This window comes from Dyadobacter sp. 676 (genome assembly GCF_040448675.1).
In the GTDB taxonomy this organism is placed as follows: Bacteria; Bacteroidota; Bacteroidia; order Cytophagales; family Spirosomataceae; genus Dyadobacter.
On sequence record NZ_CP159289.1, the window covers coordinates 331,415 to 347,094 of the forward strand.

A 15,680-nucleotide genomic window follows, 5' to 3' on the forward strand; every position below is an offset into this window, starting at 1 on the left:
TCGTTATCATTTAAAATAATTCAAACAGTCCAAATTCGTCTCTCTGATCCGCTTTCAAGAACCGGCAAACATCCTCCATCTTATTCAATTCGTTAAGCAGATGCTCACGCTCATTCATGGTTCGTGTTAGTTTAATAACGCCGCCGGTTACGATAAAATGATTCACTCCCAACCTGATAGCGTACACACGTAACCAACTCTTTCTGCGAAATCCTCTGGCTTTGCTTTTTTCAAAATGTTCCAGACTTGTCGCTACCGGAGTTAATGGTTTAAAAATAGCAGACAGGTTATCATAGCCGCCATGCATACCCGCACGTGCGATTTTCAGTATAGTTTCTTCAAGTAAGGCACCTTCGCCAATTGTGACCGCAACTGCTTCTTCTACTGACATATACTCCCAAAATGCCAGCAAGTCCTCGTAATGCTTTGTAAAAAATGATTCGAGATACGTTCGATCACTCCAAAGCCTAAATGTCTTCAAAAATTCGTGTTTCGGTTCGCCGTCGAATTGCACGGAATACAGGCTATCCGGCACTATTTCAAAAATACCGCATATTTCCATAATAATCAACTTATAGGTTTATAATAAGTTTTTCATTTATGGTTGATACGAATGCTTCTCTATTTGGTAACAGACTTCTACAAACGGCGTGTCAAATTGATCTGCCCGGATTTTTAGATTGCTGCATGCAAAGATGTCTGGGTTTGATGTCGGTAGGGCATATTTTTAATCTCGATGGAATGAAAAAACACGCTTTCAGTGTTATGTAACCTGTTGCAAGTAATTTGACAAATTTTGAATAGCATGAACTGGATTACCATCCGTAGCGAAGAAGAAGTCGATCGTATCTATAAATCGGCGGATTACGCTATCATTTATAAACATAGCCCCCGTTGCATGACCAGCCTGATGGCTTACCGACAGTTAAAATCGGAAGTGAATGCAGCCTCTGACGTTGAGATTCCCATTTACATCGTGGACGTGATCCAGAACCGGAAAGAATCCATGGCCATTGCCAGTACCTTCGGCGTCGAGCACGAATCTCCTCAAATTCTGGTCGTAAAAAACGGGCAATGCGTCTATGACGCCTCGCACGAAGACGTTTCTCTACGCGAATCGCTCGCTTCATTGAATTGAAGACTAAACCACGGCAGTCCCGAAAATGCCTGTAATTGTTATCGATAAATTTTTATGGAATATTTCCATTTAAATGGATTTATTCCATTACATTTGTAGCATCAACAAACAAAAACTATGACGGGCCTGCATTATTCGATCGTTTCAGAGAAAATGGTATGGATTTGGTACTATGACGCCTTGGGGACGAAGCATCTCAGAGAGCTGCTTGCGGATGATGCAGCCGCCTTCGTCAAAAGGGCGCAGGCCCAAAAAGAATCCGGAACGAATGCTGTTGGAACAGATTTTTTAAATTTTTATCAGACAGCAAGCTAAAACCAAAAGCTTATTAACACTTCATCAATAAATAAATGCAAATGAGCAGCTCTCGTAGCTGCTCATTTTTTTGGTACGCCTTCCGGGTTACCTAAAATGCAGAAAATTGGATGGCCGGTGCAACATTGGAAGTAATTCTTAATCTTTGCTGCATATGACCATTAGCCATTATGAAAATAACACTACTCAGCCTGCTGGTTTGTGGACTTTCCTTCTCCGCCCTTGCCCAGACATTCACGGTAAGCGGCCTTGTCAAAAATCAGCAAAAAAGAAGCCGTGAGCTTTGCGGCGGTATCCATTAATCAATCCAAAGATTCGACTCTTATAAAGGCCGACGTCGCCGATGAACATGGTGCGTTCCGCGTCGGCGGTATACCGGCCGGCCGGTACTTTGTCCGCATTTCGGCCGTGGGCCAGCAAATGTACAGTTCCACGGTGTTCGAGGTGGCCGACCGGGATGTGGACCTTCCGGCTATTACTATGACGCCGGAAGCGAAGCAGTTGAACGAGGTAAAAGTTACCGGCACCAAACCTCTGATCGAGGTTAAGAACGACAGGATGGTTTTCAATGTGGAGGCGAGCATCAATGCCACCGGCTCCAATGCACTCGACCTGCTGCAACGCTCACCCGGCGTACAGATCGACCGGGAGGAAAATATTCTGGTAAGGGGCAAAACCGGTGTCCGCATTTACATCGACGGCCGCCCTTCACCGCTCGCGGGCAAAGATCTCGCGTCGACACTCAAAAGCATGAATTCCGCCGATATCGAAGCCATTGAAATCATAACGAATCCTTCCGCAAAGTTCGATGCGGCGGGCGACCTCGGCATTATCAATATCCGCCTGAAAAAGAACGCAAAGCTCGGCACCAACGGCAACCTCAGCCTGGGCGGAATGTTCGGGATTACCCCGAAATACAACGCCTCCCTGAACCTGAACCATCGCGATAAGAAGCTCAATATCTTCGGAAACTACGGTTTCAACCAGGGCGCGTGGCATAACACCACCTATGACGATCAGATCCTGAACAATGTAGCCTATAATAAAGTGTGGCACGGCATATGGCGCGATACCACACATAGCGCGAAAATAGGCGCCGACTATTTCATCAATTCCAAAAACACGCTCGGTTTCAGTGCCAATGGCCGGATCAGCAACCACAACGGCGGTGGAGAGAGTGAAACGTTTATCAGCAAGCGGAACAACCTTACGGCCGATTCGCTCCTGTTATCGTCGCGAACCTCGAACCCGGAGAAAAATAAGAACCTCAACCTGAATGTAAATTACCGCTACGCGGATACCACCGGCCACGAACTGAATATCGATGCCGATTACGGGAGGTTTTCGTCGCGCGGGATTAGCTACCAGCCCAACAAATACCATTTTCAGAGCACGAGCGACGAACCGATCGAGCGGAATTATGTAAGTAAAACACCGGTGGACATCACCATTAAATCATTCAAAATCGATTACGAACAGCCGCTCGGAAAAGGGAAACTGGGTTACGGGATAAAATTGTCGGACGTCAAATCGGACAATACATTCAATTTTTACAATGTATTGAAAAACGAGGAAGTGATCGACACCAACCGCAGCAACCGTTTCAAATACCTCGAACGCGTTTATGCGGCGTATGTCAATTATAATATTTCACTGGGCAAGAAATGGGATTTGCAGGCGGGGCTGCGCGCGGAGCACACCAAATCGCTCGGTGACCTGACCAGCTACAAACACAACGACCTCGACAAAGTCGATACGACTTACCTCAACTTCTTTCCCAGCGGGGCCATTTCGTACAGGGCCTCGAAAAACCATACCTGGAACCTCAATTACAGCCGGCGCATCAACCGCCCCAGCTACCAGAATCTCAATCCGTTTGAATACCGTGTCGACGAACTGGTTTATTCCAAAGGCAATCCGTTCCTCAAACCGGAATATGCCAACAGCTTCAAGCTCTCTCATGTGTACAAGGGCATTCTGACCACTTCTTTCGGTTACCGTCGTACGAAATTTCCGGTGGTAGGCCTGCGCATTCCCTACGACAGCAGCCGCACCTATTTCATCACCGAAAACCTGGATTACTCGCAAGGTTTCAGTCTGGATGTAAGCGTCACCACGCCCGTCACCAAATGGTGGGAGCTCAACTTCAACATCAGCGGGTACCACAACCTCTGGAAAGCAGCCCTGGACAATGGCGTGATCGTCAATAACCGGACCACCGCATTCAACCTCAATGGCCAGAATACCTTCAAGTTCAAAAACAACTGGACTGTGGAACTTTCCGGCTGGTACAACTCTCCATATCGCCGGATCGATTACAACTGGCAAATGGGTATGGTCGATATCGGCGTGCAAAAGAAATTCTGGAAAGAGAATGCGAGCCTGAAAATGACGTTCAGCGATTTGTTCCATACCGCCAGAGGCGGCTATACGTCGGCGTACGCGGGCATCGAAACGCGCCTTCGGTTCCGTTTTGAAGGTCAGATGCTGCGCATTAACTTCAACTACCGCTTCGGAAGCAAGGAAATCAAAGCGGCACGCAACCGGAGGTCAGGGTCGGAGGACGAACTGAACCGTATCAAAGGTTAAGGGATATCCACAGCTCAATTAATATTAGTTCTACCTGCTTATTATGGAGACACGTACGTTATATTTGCAGGAACGAAACCCTGCATCTCTTGCCTCTCAAAGATTCGATCTACCGAACATGGATTGGTTTATCCGGTGACCCGTTGGTCTTTCCCTTGAATGCCCGGATATTCCACTCGGTATGCCTGATATCTATTTTCGCGCTCACCTACAATATACCATTCAACTATGCGATAGGACTGCCCAAAATTGCATTGGCTAGTCTTATCGTATTGCTGATCGCCATAGCATTATACTACGCCTCGCGGTTTAAGAACCAGGTCGGCGTCAGCACGTTGCTGGCGAATGTGGTTGGCCTGTCGTTGTTTATCGCCAACTATTTCCTGAATTCCGGCCTGCGCGGCCCCACCGATCTGTTTTTCCTGCTATTCCTGCTGCTCAGCATCGCGATCAGCCCGGCCGGGCAGTACAAGGTATGGATTCCGGTGAATGTCATGGTGCTGATCATTCTCAATCTGACCGAATTTTACCACCCGCACCTGGTGCCCGACACTTACACGACGCGCCCGAACCGGTTCGTGGATCATATGTCGGCCTATGTAGTGGTGGCGGCGATCGCTTATTTCAGCATTCATTATATCCGGTGGAGTTACGAGCATGAAAAGATGTCCGCCATCGAAAAAGCGAAGGCCATCGAGCTGCAAAATTTCCGGATTGTGAAGCAGAACGAGGAACTCGAAAAGCTCAATGCGGAGAAGAACAAGCTTATGTCGATCGTCGCACACGACCTGCGTTCGCCCCTGGCCAGTATTCAGAACTTCCTGGAACTGCTCACGCAGCACGAACTCGACGAGGCGCAGAAGCTCGATATTGAAAACGACCTCCTCAATTCGACCAAAAATACGCTGGCTATGCTTTCTAAACTGCTGGACTGGTCGAAATCGCAGCTGCACGGCGTTTCGGCACATATGGAGCAACTCAATTTACACGCGCTTTTCGAACCGACGCTGAATCTCGAACGCGACATCGCCGCCCGTAAGAACATCAATCTCGCTTATTATTTTGACCCTTCCGCCAGCATTTACGCCGACAGCGACATGATGCAGCTGATCCTCCGGAACATCGTGGGCAATGCGATCAAATTCACGCCGGAAGGCGGACATATCATTGTGAAAGCGGAAGCCCGTGAAAAAAATTGTCTGATTTCCGTGAAAGACGACGGGATCGGCATGTCGGCCGGAAAGCAGGAATCGATTTTTTCACTGAATGTGGAATCGACATTCGGGACCAACAATGAAAGGGGCGTTGGCCTGGGCCTGATGCTCTGTATGGAGTTCATCAAGGCCCAGAACGGCAGAATCTGGCTGGAAAGCACCCCGGGGCAAGGCACGTGCTTCTACATTTCCATCCCGATATTTGATAAAGACAACATTCACCAGACCGATTTACGGTGATCACCCGCAACCCGGTACATCGGCCAAGTTGTAATAAATCCGTAAACCCCGCTCCTTCCCTATCCTGACATCCTCGTCCGCTCCCTTTGATTCGCCTTCCAGCCTGAGAATCGCATCGCATTTGGACAAAAGGCGACCGGCTACCGGGTATAAAATTTCCTCGTAAGGCCCGTCGCCAGGCACTTTGGAACCGGCTAGTTTGAGCAGTGGCAATGCAACCCACTCCCCGATCACCGGCAAATGTCCGGCGCGGAACAATCGCAAGGTCACCGATTCGAGTTTGTCGAGGTTTTTACGCATTAAAACAGGGTCGTCGTTGGTACCCGACCGGTACGGTCCGGCGACGAGAATCATCATTCCGTTCATGGCTTGAAATCGTGATTTGTTTTTATTAAAAATGATCAAGTACTACTTTTGGCTAGCACAAATCAGTCATGACTAACACATCCAATCAATATTAATCACAAACAATTATTTTTGATCAAAATTAATCAAATATAATGAACTTCCAAGAGAGAAAGAGGAAAATTCTGGCAGCGCTCGACGAGAGAGAAAGCCTGAGCGTTTTCGAACTGGCGGAAATACTGGAAACCTCGCCCGCCACCATCCGTCGGGACTTGGGCGACATTGCCGGAGAAGGGCTGCTTATACGCACGCACGGAGGCGCGATGAAAATGGAAAGCCCTGTGCTCACCGGCTTTTTGGAGAAAGCGGGCGTGAATAGTCCCTCGAAGGAACTGATCGCCGCGAGGGCGGCCGACTATGTGCACGACGGAGATATTATCTTCCTCGATTGCGGCAGTACAGTGTTCGGGATGTGCCGTTTCCTGAAAAAGAAAAATATCCGCGTCATTACCAACTCGCTACCCGTTCTGGCCGAACTGATCGACGTACCTTCGATCCAGATCAACCTGATCGGCGGGGAATTGAACAAAGCCCGAAAAGCGGTGCACGGCGACAAGGCTGTCCAGCATATCAATGGTTACCATGCGCATAAAGCATTCATCGGAGTCGACGGGCTTTCGGCCGGGAACGGCCTCACCGCGCACAGCGAACACGAGTCGGGCATTACCAGTGCATTTATACGCAATGCGGCGCAAGTGCTGCTGTTATGCGACGCTACCAAGATCGGGAAAGACAGCTATGTAAAGTTCGCCGACCTTTCGGCCATTCACACGCTGATTACCGACTCCGACGACGCAAGGGTTGAAGCCTTGCGTGCGAAAGGACTGCATGTAGTAATCGCGGGGTGATCAGACGAGCACCGGCTCCGCCGTCGGTAACGAGGATCTGGCCTGTAACGAAAGGCTGTTTCATCAGGTAAAGGTACGTTTGCGCAAGCTGCCCGGCTTCGCCCACATGGCGCACAGGCAATGTGCCGGCAATCTGGTCGTAAAATGCATCGCGTTCCGTTTCCTCCATGGCCGACCAAAGGCTCGTGCGGACTACGCCCGGAGAAACGAGGTTAACACGTACGGGCGCCAGTTCCACTGCCATAGCCCTCGTAAAGCCCTCCATAGCCGCACAAATACTGGCACCAACGGACCAGCCCGCGTTCGGACGTGCGCTCGCGATCCCGCCCGTGAGCACGATCGAGCCACCCGCATTCACCCGTGGCGCGGCGTACTTAACCGCCGTGAATGCCCCCCAGTAACGCAAGTTGAAAAAAGCACGGGCCTTCCCAACCTCGGTTTCGGCGATGCTTCCAAGCAGCAGATTTTCCCCTGCCGTGAAAACGAGGTGATCGAATGTGCCGATTTCTTCAAACAGCCGCTTGACCGACGCCTCGTCGGAAAGATCGGCCTGCATTCCAAAACCGTTGCCCTGTAATTCCAATACGGCATTCTGCACCCGCGCCGCGTTGCTCGATACCACGATCACGTGCGCACCTTCCGCCGCTGCCGCTTTGGCGGTGGCCAGCCCCAGTCCCGAGCTACCGCCGAGGATCACTACTTTTTTGCTTTCGAGAGAGAAATTCGAATTTAACGTATCCATTGTTCTGAATGTTTTGACCCTGCAAACTTCGCCTGTGGGTTGCCCAAAACACTTAACAAATGGTAAAAACGCACTCAGCGCAGATTTTTCCGTATCCGGCTGAGCGATTGCGGGGTAATGCCCAGGTAAGAAGCCACATCCGAAAGCGGCACACGCGTGGCAATGTCCGACTGGCGGATCAGAAACTGCTGGTACCGTGCAGCCGAATCCTGTCCCAGATATGCATTCCGGATCTGTATCTTTTCCAGCAAAGTCTGGTTGGTAATGGTCTCGATCATCGCCTTCAGATATGGCATGCGGACGTAGAGTGAAAACAGATCGGCTTTCGTAATACTCAAAACTTGCGTATGACAAGCCGCGCAGATACTTTCATGTGCGGTTACATGGTTATTGAAGCTGTTTAAAATAGTACAGAACTGGTTTTCCTTCAAAAAGTAATGCGTTACCTCATTGCCCTTCTCGTTGGTAACCATAATGCGCAGCACGCCATTCAATACAAAAAACATTTCCTGGCATACCCCTCCGCCTTTGAACAACACGTCCCCTTCCCTGAAATCGCGCAGTCGGAATGCATTCAGGATCGTTTCCTGGTCATCCGGCGGAATCGCTTTGGTCAGCTGGAGAAACGCAATCAGTCGCTGGGGCATGATTTTACTTTTTGAAATACCATTCAAATATAACCCAATAACAAATAAAAGCCCCGTGCTTTTTTAAGGCACAGGGCTTTGTAATAGTCGGTTCAGTTTTAATAACCTTCGTTCTGATACATCTTCTCCGGGTTCAGCTTTGTTTCGTCGAACGGGATGGGATAGTACCGGTCCTTCTTACCGAAGTTGCTGAGCTTCGCGATACCGAAGTTCTCCTGTTTCTTGCTTTTGAAGTAAGCCACCAGTTCGTCGGTAGTGAAAAAGCGCAGCAAATCGAACCAGCGGTGGTTTTCGAATGCAAGTTCCACCCGGCGCTCGTGCAGGATGGCGAGTTTCAATGTGGGATAATTAGCTGCGTAAGCGGCATTGGCTTTGGAAACAGCGTATTTGGGCAAACCTGCACGCTCGCGCACCTGATCCAGGAAGCCGATAGCGGCCGTCTCGTCGCCCAGCTGCATGTTCACTTCCGCGAGCATCAGGATCACGTCGGCATAGCGGATCAGTATCCAGTCGTTGCCGCCGTAGCCATTGGTAGTCGCGGCAGCGCTGGCATCGCGGTATTTGGTGATAAAATAATCCTTCACGATGGGATCGTTGGCATATTTGATGGAGAATTCCTTCCGTACATCCCCTTCTTCATAATCCTGCACGAGGTCGGGCGTAACATTCCCGCCCGAGCCCGACGACGCGAACAACGAGTTGATCGTTTCGCCTTTGGCCTGATTGTTGCGGGCGATCGACGACGAAAAGTTGATGTCGCCCTGCTTGTTCACTACCTGGAATATGATTTCGCCGTTCGTCGACTTTTTGTTCACATCGAACACATCCGCGTAAGGAATTTCCTTCAATGTGCCGAACGGGCGCAGGTTGTACGACGCCATGAGGTATTTCTTCGCCTCGTTCAGGTTGGCGGTGCGGTTAGCAGGGTCCAGAGTGCCCGCCATAGTCAGGTAAACCTGCCCCAGCAATGCGTTGGCGGCATTTTTGGTAACCTTTCCCTTGGTGTTGGCTGTCTGGTTGTCCGGTAATGTGGAAGCCAATGCATCTTTCAAATCCTGCACGATCTGCGCATAAACCACGTCCTGCTTCTCGCGGTACGTCGCCGCGGTTACTTCGTCGGTGCTGAGGAGTTCCTTCGTTACCAGAGGCACATCGCCCCATTTGCGCACGAGGTGAAAGTAGGTCAGTGCCCGGATAAACTTCGCCTCGGCCTTGTATTGCTCTTTCAGGTTATTGTCCGAAAAAGTCACGCGTTCGACGCCTGCAAGCACCTGGTTGCAGCGGGTTACCATCTGGTAGAGCGTCAGCCAGTGCGTTTTCAGGTAGGTATTGCTTGGAAGGAGCGAAAAATCGTTGAACTGGAACGGCTCGCCGGCATTCGACTGGTTGTCGTTCCGGCCGGTATTGTCCGAACGTTCTTCGCTGTACAAGCCGCTGTTCTCGCCGATGCCGTTACCGTCGCGGAGCGAATGATAAATGCCGTTTACGGCCAAAGCAACGTCGTCGGGCGTGCGGTAAAATGTCGGGGCCGACACCGCGTTGGGGTTTTCCTGGTCGAGAAAGTCGTTGGAACAGCCTGCCAGCGCCACGAGCCCGAAGGCTGAAAATAGGGTATTGAAAATATATTTACGCTTGATCATCTCTCTGCTGCTTAAAATGTAATACGGGCACCGATGTTATAGGCACGCACGAGCGGATATTTTCCGTAATCGACGCCCGGTGTAAGGTTAGCGCCGTTGTTGTAATCCACTTCGGGGTTGTAACCCAGGTATTTGGTTAAAGTGAAAGCATTGTCCACGCCCACATACACACGCAACGCGCTGATGGCGTTGTTGGTAAGGTTGCCGATGCCGGTCATGTTATAACCGAGCGTCAGGTTCGTGCATCTCAGGAATGAGCCGTCCTGCAAGTAGAAGGTCGACAAGCGCGTGCTGTTGCTTTGCGTTCCCCCGCGCGATGCACGGTACACGTGGCCGTCGCCTGGTTGCGATTCCGAGCGGTAACGGTTCACCACTTTTTTGTACTGGTTACCCGAGCCTTCCATGTTATACAGGTAGTAGTCCTGGCCGTCGAGCACCTTGTTGCCATAGCTTCCGTTGAACGAAGAGCTCAAATCGAAGTTCTTGTAGCTCGCGGTGATTACGAAGCCGTAAGTGAATTTCGCGTGCGGCGAGCCGATCACCCGCTTGTCGGCGTCGTTGACCACGCCATCGTTATTCACGTCTTCAAAATACAGATCGCCCGGGCGGAGCGGATTCGTGGAAGCCGTCGAACGGGCAGGCCCTTTGATCTGATAGCCGGCAGGAAACGACTGTGTGGAAGCATTATAAACCGCATTATCCGCCGCCAGGTTTTCCATATCCGACTCGCGCACCATTCCCTTCACTTTGAACCCGTAAAACATACCGATCGGCTGGCCTTCCTGCGTAATATGCGTGAGGTACGAGCGCTCCGCACCACTGGTAATAATCGTGCTCGCGCCACCCATGTCGAGCACCTTGTTGCGGTTCACGGAAATATTGCCCGCTATATTCAGGTCGAAATCCTGTGTCGAAATCACGCGGGCATCCACTTGCAGGTCGATTCCCTTGTTCTGCACCTTCGAATTTCTGAGGTTTGTCAAAATCGTCGAAGCACCCGAGATCGCCGACAACGGCTGATTAAACAACAGGTTGAAAGAGCGGCTGATATAATAGTTCGCCATGATCGACAGCCGGTCGTTGAACAAACCGAGATCGGCGCCGAAGTTGTATTGGGAAGTCGACTCCCAGCCCAGGTTCAGATCTTTGATACCCGTTGCCCACATGGCGGTGTTTACCGAACCAGTTCCAAAGACCACCCCACCCGGTGTCGCCATGGTTTGCAGGAAGTTGTAATCCCCGATGTTGTTGTTGCCGCTCAATCCCCAGCTTGCACGCAATTTCAGTGTCGACTTGTCACCCAACGCATCCTTGTAGAACGGCTCGCTTGAAATGTTCCAGCCGGCGGATACCGACGGGAAGTTACCCCAGCGATTGTTCGGTCCGAAGCGCGAGGAGCCGTCGGTCCGGAATGTGGCGGTGAGGTAGTATTTGCCGTCGTAGTTATAAGCCGCACGGGCCAGGTAAGAAAGCAATGTCCAGTTCACCTTGCCCGTAGCGCTGTTCATCGAAAAATTCGACGCGTCGGCGCCCTTCCCGGTGATTTCCTCGATGCGGTCGTTCGAAAAGCCGCGTGCCGTCACGGCGATCACGTCTTTGTTGTTTTCCTGCGCAGTGTAACCGATCAATCCGTCGATGCTGTGTTTGCCAAGCTGTTTTTTGTAGTTCAATGTAAACTCGGCCAGCTTGTCCATTTGCTGGGTAGTCTGGGCTACTGCGTTGGCCGCCGCTATCGCTTGCGGCGATCCCGGCGGGTTGGCGCCGCTGCTCAGGCTGGTCGGCGAATAATACTCGTATTTTTCGCCGTATGTCTGCAATCCGAGGTTAACCTTGAAGTTCAGGTCGGGAATGATCTCGTAGGTAGCAAACCCGCTGAACGTCCCGCGTTGTCCCTTACGGTTGATATGCGTTTCGGTCGCAAGCGCCACCGGGTTTTCGATCGACTGATAGCCGTAAGCCGAACTCAATGCGGCCGCTTCGTTTTTCGCGAGCGTCCCGTCCTCATTATACGCCTTGAAAATCGGCATGTAAATCAATGCACCGAGAATAGGGCCCTGGTTGAAACGGCCTTCCTGCACCTCGCGGTTGCTATTGTAGGTAAATGCGAGGTTTGCCCCTACTTTCAGTTTCTTGTTAACATCGGCGTCCAGGTTTGTCCGGAAATTGGTCCGGTGTTGTCCGGTGCTCAGGATTATCCCCTGCTGATTGAGCTGCCCGCCGCTGATTGCGTAGCGCAAACCATTCTTGCCGCCCGAAAACGAAATATTATGGCGGTGTACCGGCGCATTCCGGTAAAGCTCGTCCTGCCAGTCGGTATTGTATTTGGGGGTGATTAGTTTCTGGTTCGCGAAATCGTAGAGATCCGTGGGAATACTGACGGAGCCGGCATTTCCTACGTTTTTGATACGGGTCGCGTTGTCGTCGGAATACATGCCGTCGTTCCACGCTTTTCCTGCATTCACCATCAAATCGCGGTAGCTTGCATTGCGACCGTCGATCACTAGCTGACCGAATTCAGAGGCGTTCAGCAAATCTACTTTTTTATTTAGCTGGTGCACACCGAACTGGTATTCATATTCCAGCCGGCCTTTGCCTTCCCTACCTCTCTTGGTGGTGATCAGCACCACACCGCCTGCCGCACGCGAACCGTAAATGGCAGCCGAGGCCGCATCTTTGAGAATGTCGATCGATTCGATATCGTTCGGGTTGATGAAAACGTCGTTACCGGCCGGATAACCGTCGATCACATACAACGGGTCCGAACTTGCGTTAACCGAGCCTACGCCACGCACGCGGATCTTCGTGCCTACATAGGGCGCGCCGCTCACCTGCGAGATCTGCACCCCGGCCACTTTACCTACCAATGCCTGTCCGACAGTCGGGGTGGTCAGGTTCAGTTCTTTCGCTTTCACGCTGGAAATAGCGCCGGTAAGGTCGCTTTTGCGCATGGTCGAATATCCTACTGCCACAAATTCATTGAGCATCATCGCATCCTGCTTCAGCGTAACGGACAGCGGCCCGTTACCCGAAACGGTCACCTCCTGGGCGATGAAGCCCAAAAATGAGAATACGAGCGTCGAACCGGGCGCGGTTTCGAGCGAGAACGTACCCGCAGCGTCCGTAATGGTACCTCTGTTGGTACCTTTTTCTAAAACCGTCACACCCAGCAACGGCTGGCCGGTTTCGTCCACCACTTTACCCGTCACTGTCCACGCGCGGGTCGGCCTTTCCATCATCATCCGGCCTTTTTTACCGGAAGCCACTGCATGCCTGCCCGGACTGAAAACCAGGATACCTGTCATTACCAACGGAACAATTGGCAGTATCAGTTTCTTCATAATAGTTTTAAAAAATTTAACAAAAACAAGAAAACACACAGCGACTCATTTGCAAGCCATTATACTTTGTGTTGAAAAATCGACCGCAAAAGTATTTTTAGACTATTAAGTGAATCGAATGTGGTTGTTATGAAAATGTAAAATTTTCAGGAACTATAAAGAAACCGGCTACCAGGAGACCGACACCTGATGAACGTTGTTGCGACGGGAAGAAGTAACGGCAATGCCCCGCGAAGAGGAGCCGGTGAATGTGAAACCTTCCAGCTCGTCGGCTTTATCGATATCCACCGAATTCAGCACTACCTGCTCACCTTTTTCGAGTGACTTTTTGAGATCGACGAATGTAAAACGCCATTTCCGCCCTTCTATCTGGTTCTGGATCAGCACCAGAATGCCTTTTTCCGCTACCCAATGCAGATTCTGCACCCACGGCCCGCAGGAAAACTTCTTGATCAGCACGCCCGGTGCGCTGGCTCTGTCCGCTTTCTCCAGAACCGCGGGGTCGTATAACCGCACCTCGTTACGCTTGTCGCCGTAGTCGGCCGTGGCTACATACCATTTGCCATTGAACTCCACATATTCCGGCCGTGTCCCCTGAATACAGGCGTCGTCTTCGATTGTTCGGATCAGGTTTCCGTCGAGCCTGCCGGTTTTCAGCATTCCCTTCCAGTCGACCCGGTAGATCACAGCCTTCCACAATGTTCCCCCGGCATTCAGCCGGATGCTGTTACCGATGAAAACCGGCAATTTACCGTGCTTCGCAATGCCTGTCGGGTGATTGATGATATCCTTGCCGTCCACCGTCAACCGGATTTCTTTGCCGGTATAATGCAGCGAGTCGCCCGATCGGGTGAATTCCCGTACCATTCCCACTTCCCTGTCGCCGTACAAATACACTTTGCCGTCTATGAAAGATGCCCCCTGGCAAGCGCCGAGCGAATCGATGGTGTGAGAGGAAACAAGCGAAACACCGGGCTTGTCAGGAACGATGAATGCAGGAATGACTGCTACCACCAATAGTTTTAATACACTCATAATCATGTTGTAACAAAAAGAAAGGGTGCAGGGTTATGTCCCGCACCCGACTGGAAATTCGCTTTATTTACCAGAGTGGTTGTTTCAACTTCACGAAATAGATGGCATTGCGGTCCACCAGCCCGGTGCCTTGCAGGATTTTCTGCGTATAAACTCCACCTGAACCTACCACGCCGAAATCGTCGTCGTTCGAAATGGCGATCGTTGTGGAATTGATGATTGCGATGCCTTCCGCTTTATCGTGCGGGTAAAGCGTGGGAATATCCGTCATCAGATCGGCTACGAGCGTTTTCGTTACAGGTTTGATGCCGTTCGCGAGCAGGTTAGCCTCCGTTTTCAGCTGCTCCACCGTGAGGCCCCCGAACAGCTTGCCGTTCGCACCGTTGGCAGGGTCCGAGACATCCGTAGCGTTGGCGAGATCGATTTTGTATACTTTTTTGATCACCGTGCCACGGTTGGCGTTCGTCGCGTATTCGCCATCGCGTTCGAGCACCAGGAACGACGTATTGTCGATCGCCACAATCTCGCTGTTGGCCTGCAAATTGGCACGGTCTATCAGGTACGCATATTCCCTGCTCGTTCCCGTGGCAATGTCGAACGCAAGGATACGCGTTACCAGCGAACCGGAAACCTGCGCCGCGGAAGGATTGTAAAGCGGAAATTGCATGATGCCTACCAGCGTTTGGCCGTCCGGCGTGATGGTAAGCCCCTCCATTCCCCTGTTTGGGCGTCTTTTAGCAAAAACCAGTGGAATTGTACGGCCACCCGCCCCGTTTCCGAAAGGATTGATCCGCTCGATCGTCTTGCCATTCGCATCGAAATGAACGATATGCGGGCCATACTCGTCGCTTACCCAGAATGTACCATCCTTCGCAAGCGCTAATCCCTCGGAATCCAGGCCGTCAACGCTGTTAGGCAGGGTATTGTTGTTCACATCCAGGGCCAGTTCGCCACTGTAACCGAAGCCCGGAGGATTGGGCAGCCCGTTCAGTTTCGCACCGTTTTCGTTTTTCAGTTCAATGATTTTTTCCAGAACAAGTTTGTCGCCGACGAGCCTGAACCTGCCGATTTGCGGTGCGAAGTCCGGATCGGCGAAAACTTTGGAATCGGCCACGGTGCCGTCGATATTCGACCCGCGATCGGTAAGCAGATAAAAGACCATATGGTCGTTCGGGTCCTGCACGACGGCCGAGCCGAAACCGCCATTGTAGACTTTCACATTACCAACTTCCGTGATGACCGCGGGATTCTGTGCTTCGGCCCGGCCGGGATAACTTTCGGAAGGAACATGGTGGTCGGTGCAGCTATTTAACAGTGCCACGGCAGCGGCTGCCGAGCAAAAGGAGCGTAAAAAAGGGTTCATCAGTATTCAGGTTAATTTGCGTAAAACTACACCTGCTGATTTTACCCGAAAGTTAATTTACATCCTCCCGGATCAAGAAATCGTTAAGGCTTACTTTTTGCGTTTTCCCCTGAATCCCGGTGGCTGGATATAAAACTCGACCGTAGCGGCGAGCCCTGAAGTCCGC

The 15,680-nt window shown here is 51.2% G+C and carries 13 protein-coding genes; 5 read left to right on the forward strand and 8 right to left on the reverse strand.

Annotated features, from left to right (window positions below):
- Positions 1-10 precede the first annotated feature (10 nt).
- Positions 11-571 (reverse strand): hypothetical protein, encoded by a 561-nt coding sequence (locus tag ABV298_RS01670; RefSeq protein ID WP_353720468.1) that lies wholly within the window; start codon positions 569-571, stop codon positions 11-13.
- Positions 572-805: 234 nt separating this feature from the next.
- Here ABV298_RS01670 and ytxJ point away from each other — a divergent pair, with 234 nt between their 5' ends.
- From ytxJ to ABV298_RS01690, 4 genes are all read left to right on the forward strand, one after another.
- Complete coding sequence (ytxJ, locus tag ABV298_RS01675; RefSeq protein WP_353720469.1) at positions 806-1,138, forward strand: bacillithiol system redox-active protein YtxJ; 333 nt, start codon at positions 806-808, stop codon at positions 1,136-1,138.
- A 117-nt stretch (positions 1,139-1,255) separates the two neighbouring features.
- Positions 1,256-1,453, forward strand: a complete 198-nt coding sequence (locus ABV298_RS01680; protein ID WP_353720470.1) for a hypothetical protein — start codon at positions 1,256-1,258, stop codon at positions 1,451-1,453.
- 249 nt (positions 1,454-1,702) lie between these two features.
- Complete coding sequence (locus ABV298_RS01685; protein WP_353720471.1) at positions 1,703-4,042, forward strand: outer membrane beta-barrel family protein; 2,340 nt, start codon at positions 1,703-1,705, stop codon at positions 4,040-4,042.
- 89 nt (positions 4,043-4,131) lie between these two features.
- The gene (locus ABV298_RS01690) at positions 4,132-5,496 is read left to right on the forward strand and encodes a HAMP domain-containing sensor histidine kinase (protein ID WP_353720472.1); all 1,365 of its coding nucleotides are present in this window, start codon (positions 4,132-4,134) and stop codon (positions 5,494-5,496) included.
- On the opposite strand, the gene ABV298_RS01695 is transcribed toward ABV298_RS01690, so the two are convergent.
- The gene (locus ABV298_RS01695) at positions 5,497-5,862 is read right to left on the reverse strand and encodes a DUF4406 domain-containing protein (RefSeq protein ID WP_353720473.1); all 366 of its coding nucleotides are present in this window, start codon (positions 5,860-5,862) and stop codon (positions 5,497-5,499) included.
- Positions 5,863-5,996: 134 nt separating this feature from the next.
- Between ABV298_RS01695 and ABV298_RS01700 the strand changes: the two genes are divergently transcribed.
- Positions 5,997-6,749: a DeoR/GlpR family DNA-binding transcription regulator gene (locus ABV298_RS01700; RefSeq protein ID WP_353720474.1), complete on the forward strand. Its 753-nt coding sequence runs from the start codon at positions 5,997-5,999 to the stop codon at positions 6,747-6,749.
- Here ABV298_RS01700 and ABV298_RS01705 read toward each other — a convergent pair.
- The 6 genes from ABV298_RS01705 to ABV298_RS01730 form a co-directional block, all read right to left on the reverse strand.
- Positions 6,679-7,491, reverse strand: coding sequence for an SDR family oxidoreductase (locus ABV298_RS01705; protein ID WP_353720475.1), 813 nt, complete (start codon positions 7,489-7,491; stop codon positions 6,679-6,681). The genes ABV298_RS01700 and ABV298_RS01705 overlap by 71 nt on opposite strands.
- Before the next feature lie 74 nt (positions 7,492-7,565).
- The gene (locus tag ABV298_RS01710; RefSeq protein WP_353720476.1) at positions 7,566-8,138 is read right to left on the reverse strand and encodes a Crp/Fnr family transcriptional regulator; all 573 of its coding nucleotides are present in this window, start codon (positions 8,136-8,138) and stop codon (positions 7,566-7,568) included.
- Between the two features lie 98 nt (positions 8,139-8,236).
- Positions 8,237-9,778 carry a RagB/SusD family nutrient uptake outer membrane protein gene (locus ABV298_RS01715; RefSeq protein ID WP_353720477.1) on the reverse strand — a complete coding sequence of 514 codons (1,542 nt, stop codon included), beginning with the start codon at positions 9,776-9,778 and terminating at the stop codon, positions 8,237-8,239.
- 11 nt (positions 9,779-9,789) lie between these two features.
- Complete coding sequence (locus ABV298_RS01720) at positions 9,790-13,116, reverse strand: TonB-dependent receptor (protein ID WP_353720478.1); 3,327 nt, start codon at positions 13,114-13,116, stop codon at positions 9,790-9,792.
- A 168-nt stretch (positions 13,117-13,284) separates the two neighbouring features.
- The gene (locus tag ABV298_RS01725) at positions 13,285-14,151 is read right to left on the reverse strand and encodes a hypothetical protein (RefSeq protein WP_353720479.1); all 867 of its coding nucleotides are present in this window, start codon (positions 14,149-14,151) and stop codon (positions 13,285-13,287) included.
- Between the two features lie 67 nt (positions 14,152-14,218).
- The gene (locus tag ABV298_RS01730; protein WP_353720480.1) at positions 14,219-15,514 is read right to left on the reverse strand and encodes an esterase-like activity of phytase family protein; all 1,296 of its coding nucleotides are present in this window, start codon (positions 15,512-15,514) and stop codon (positions 14,219-14,221) included.
- Positions 15,515-15,680: the final 166 nt, after the last annotated feature.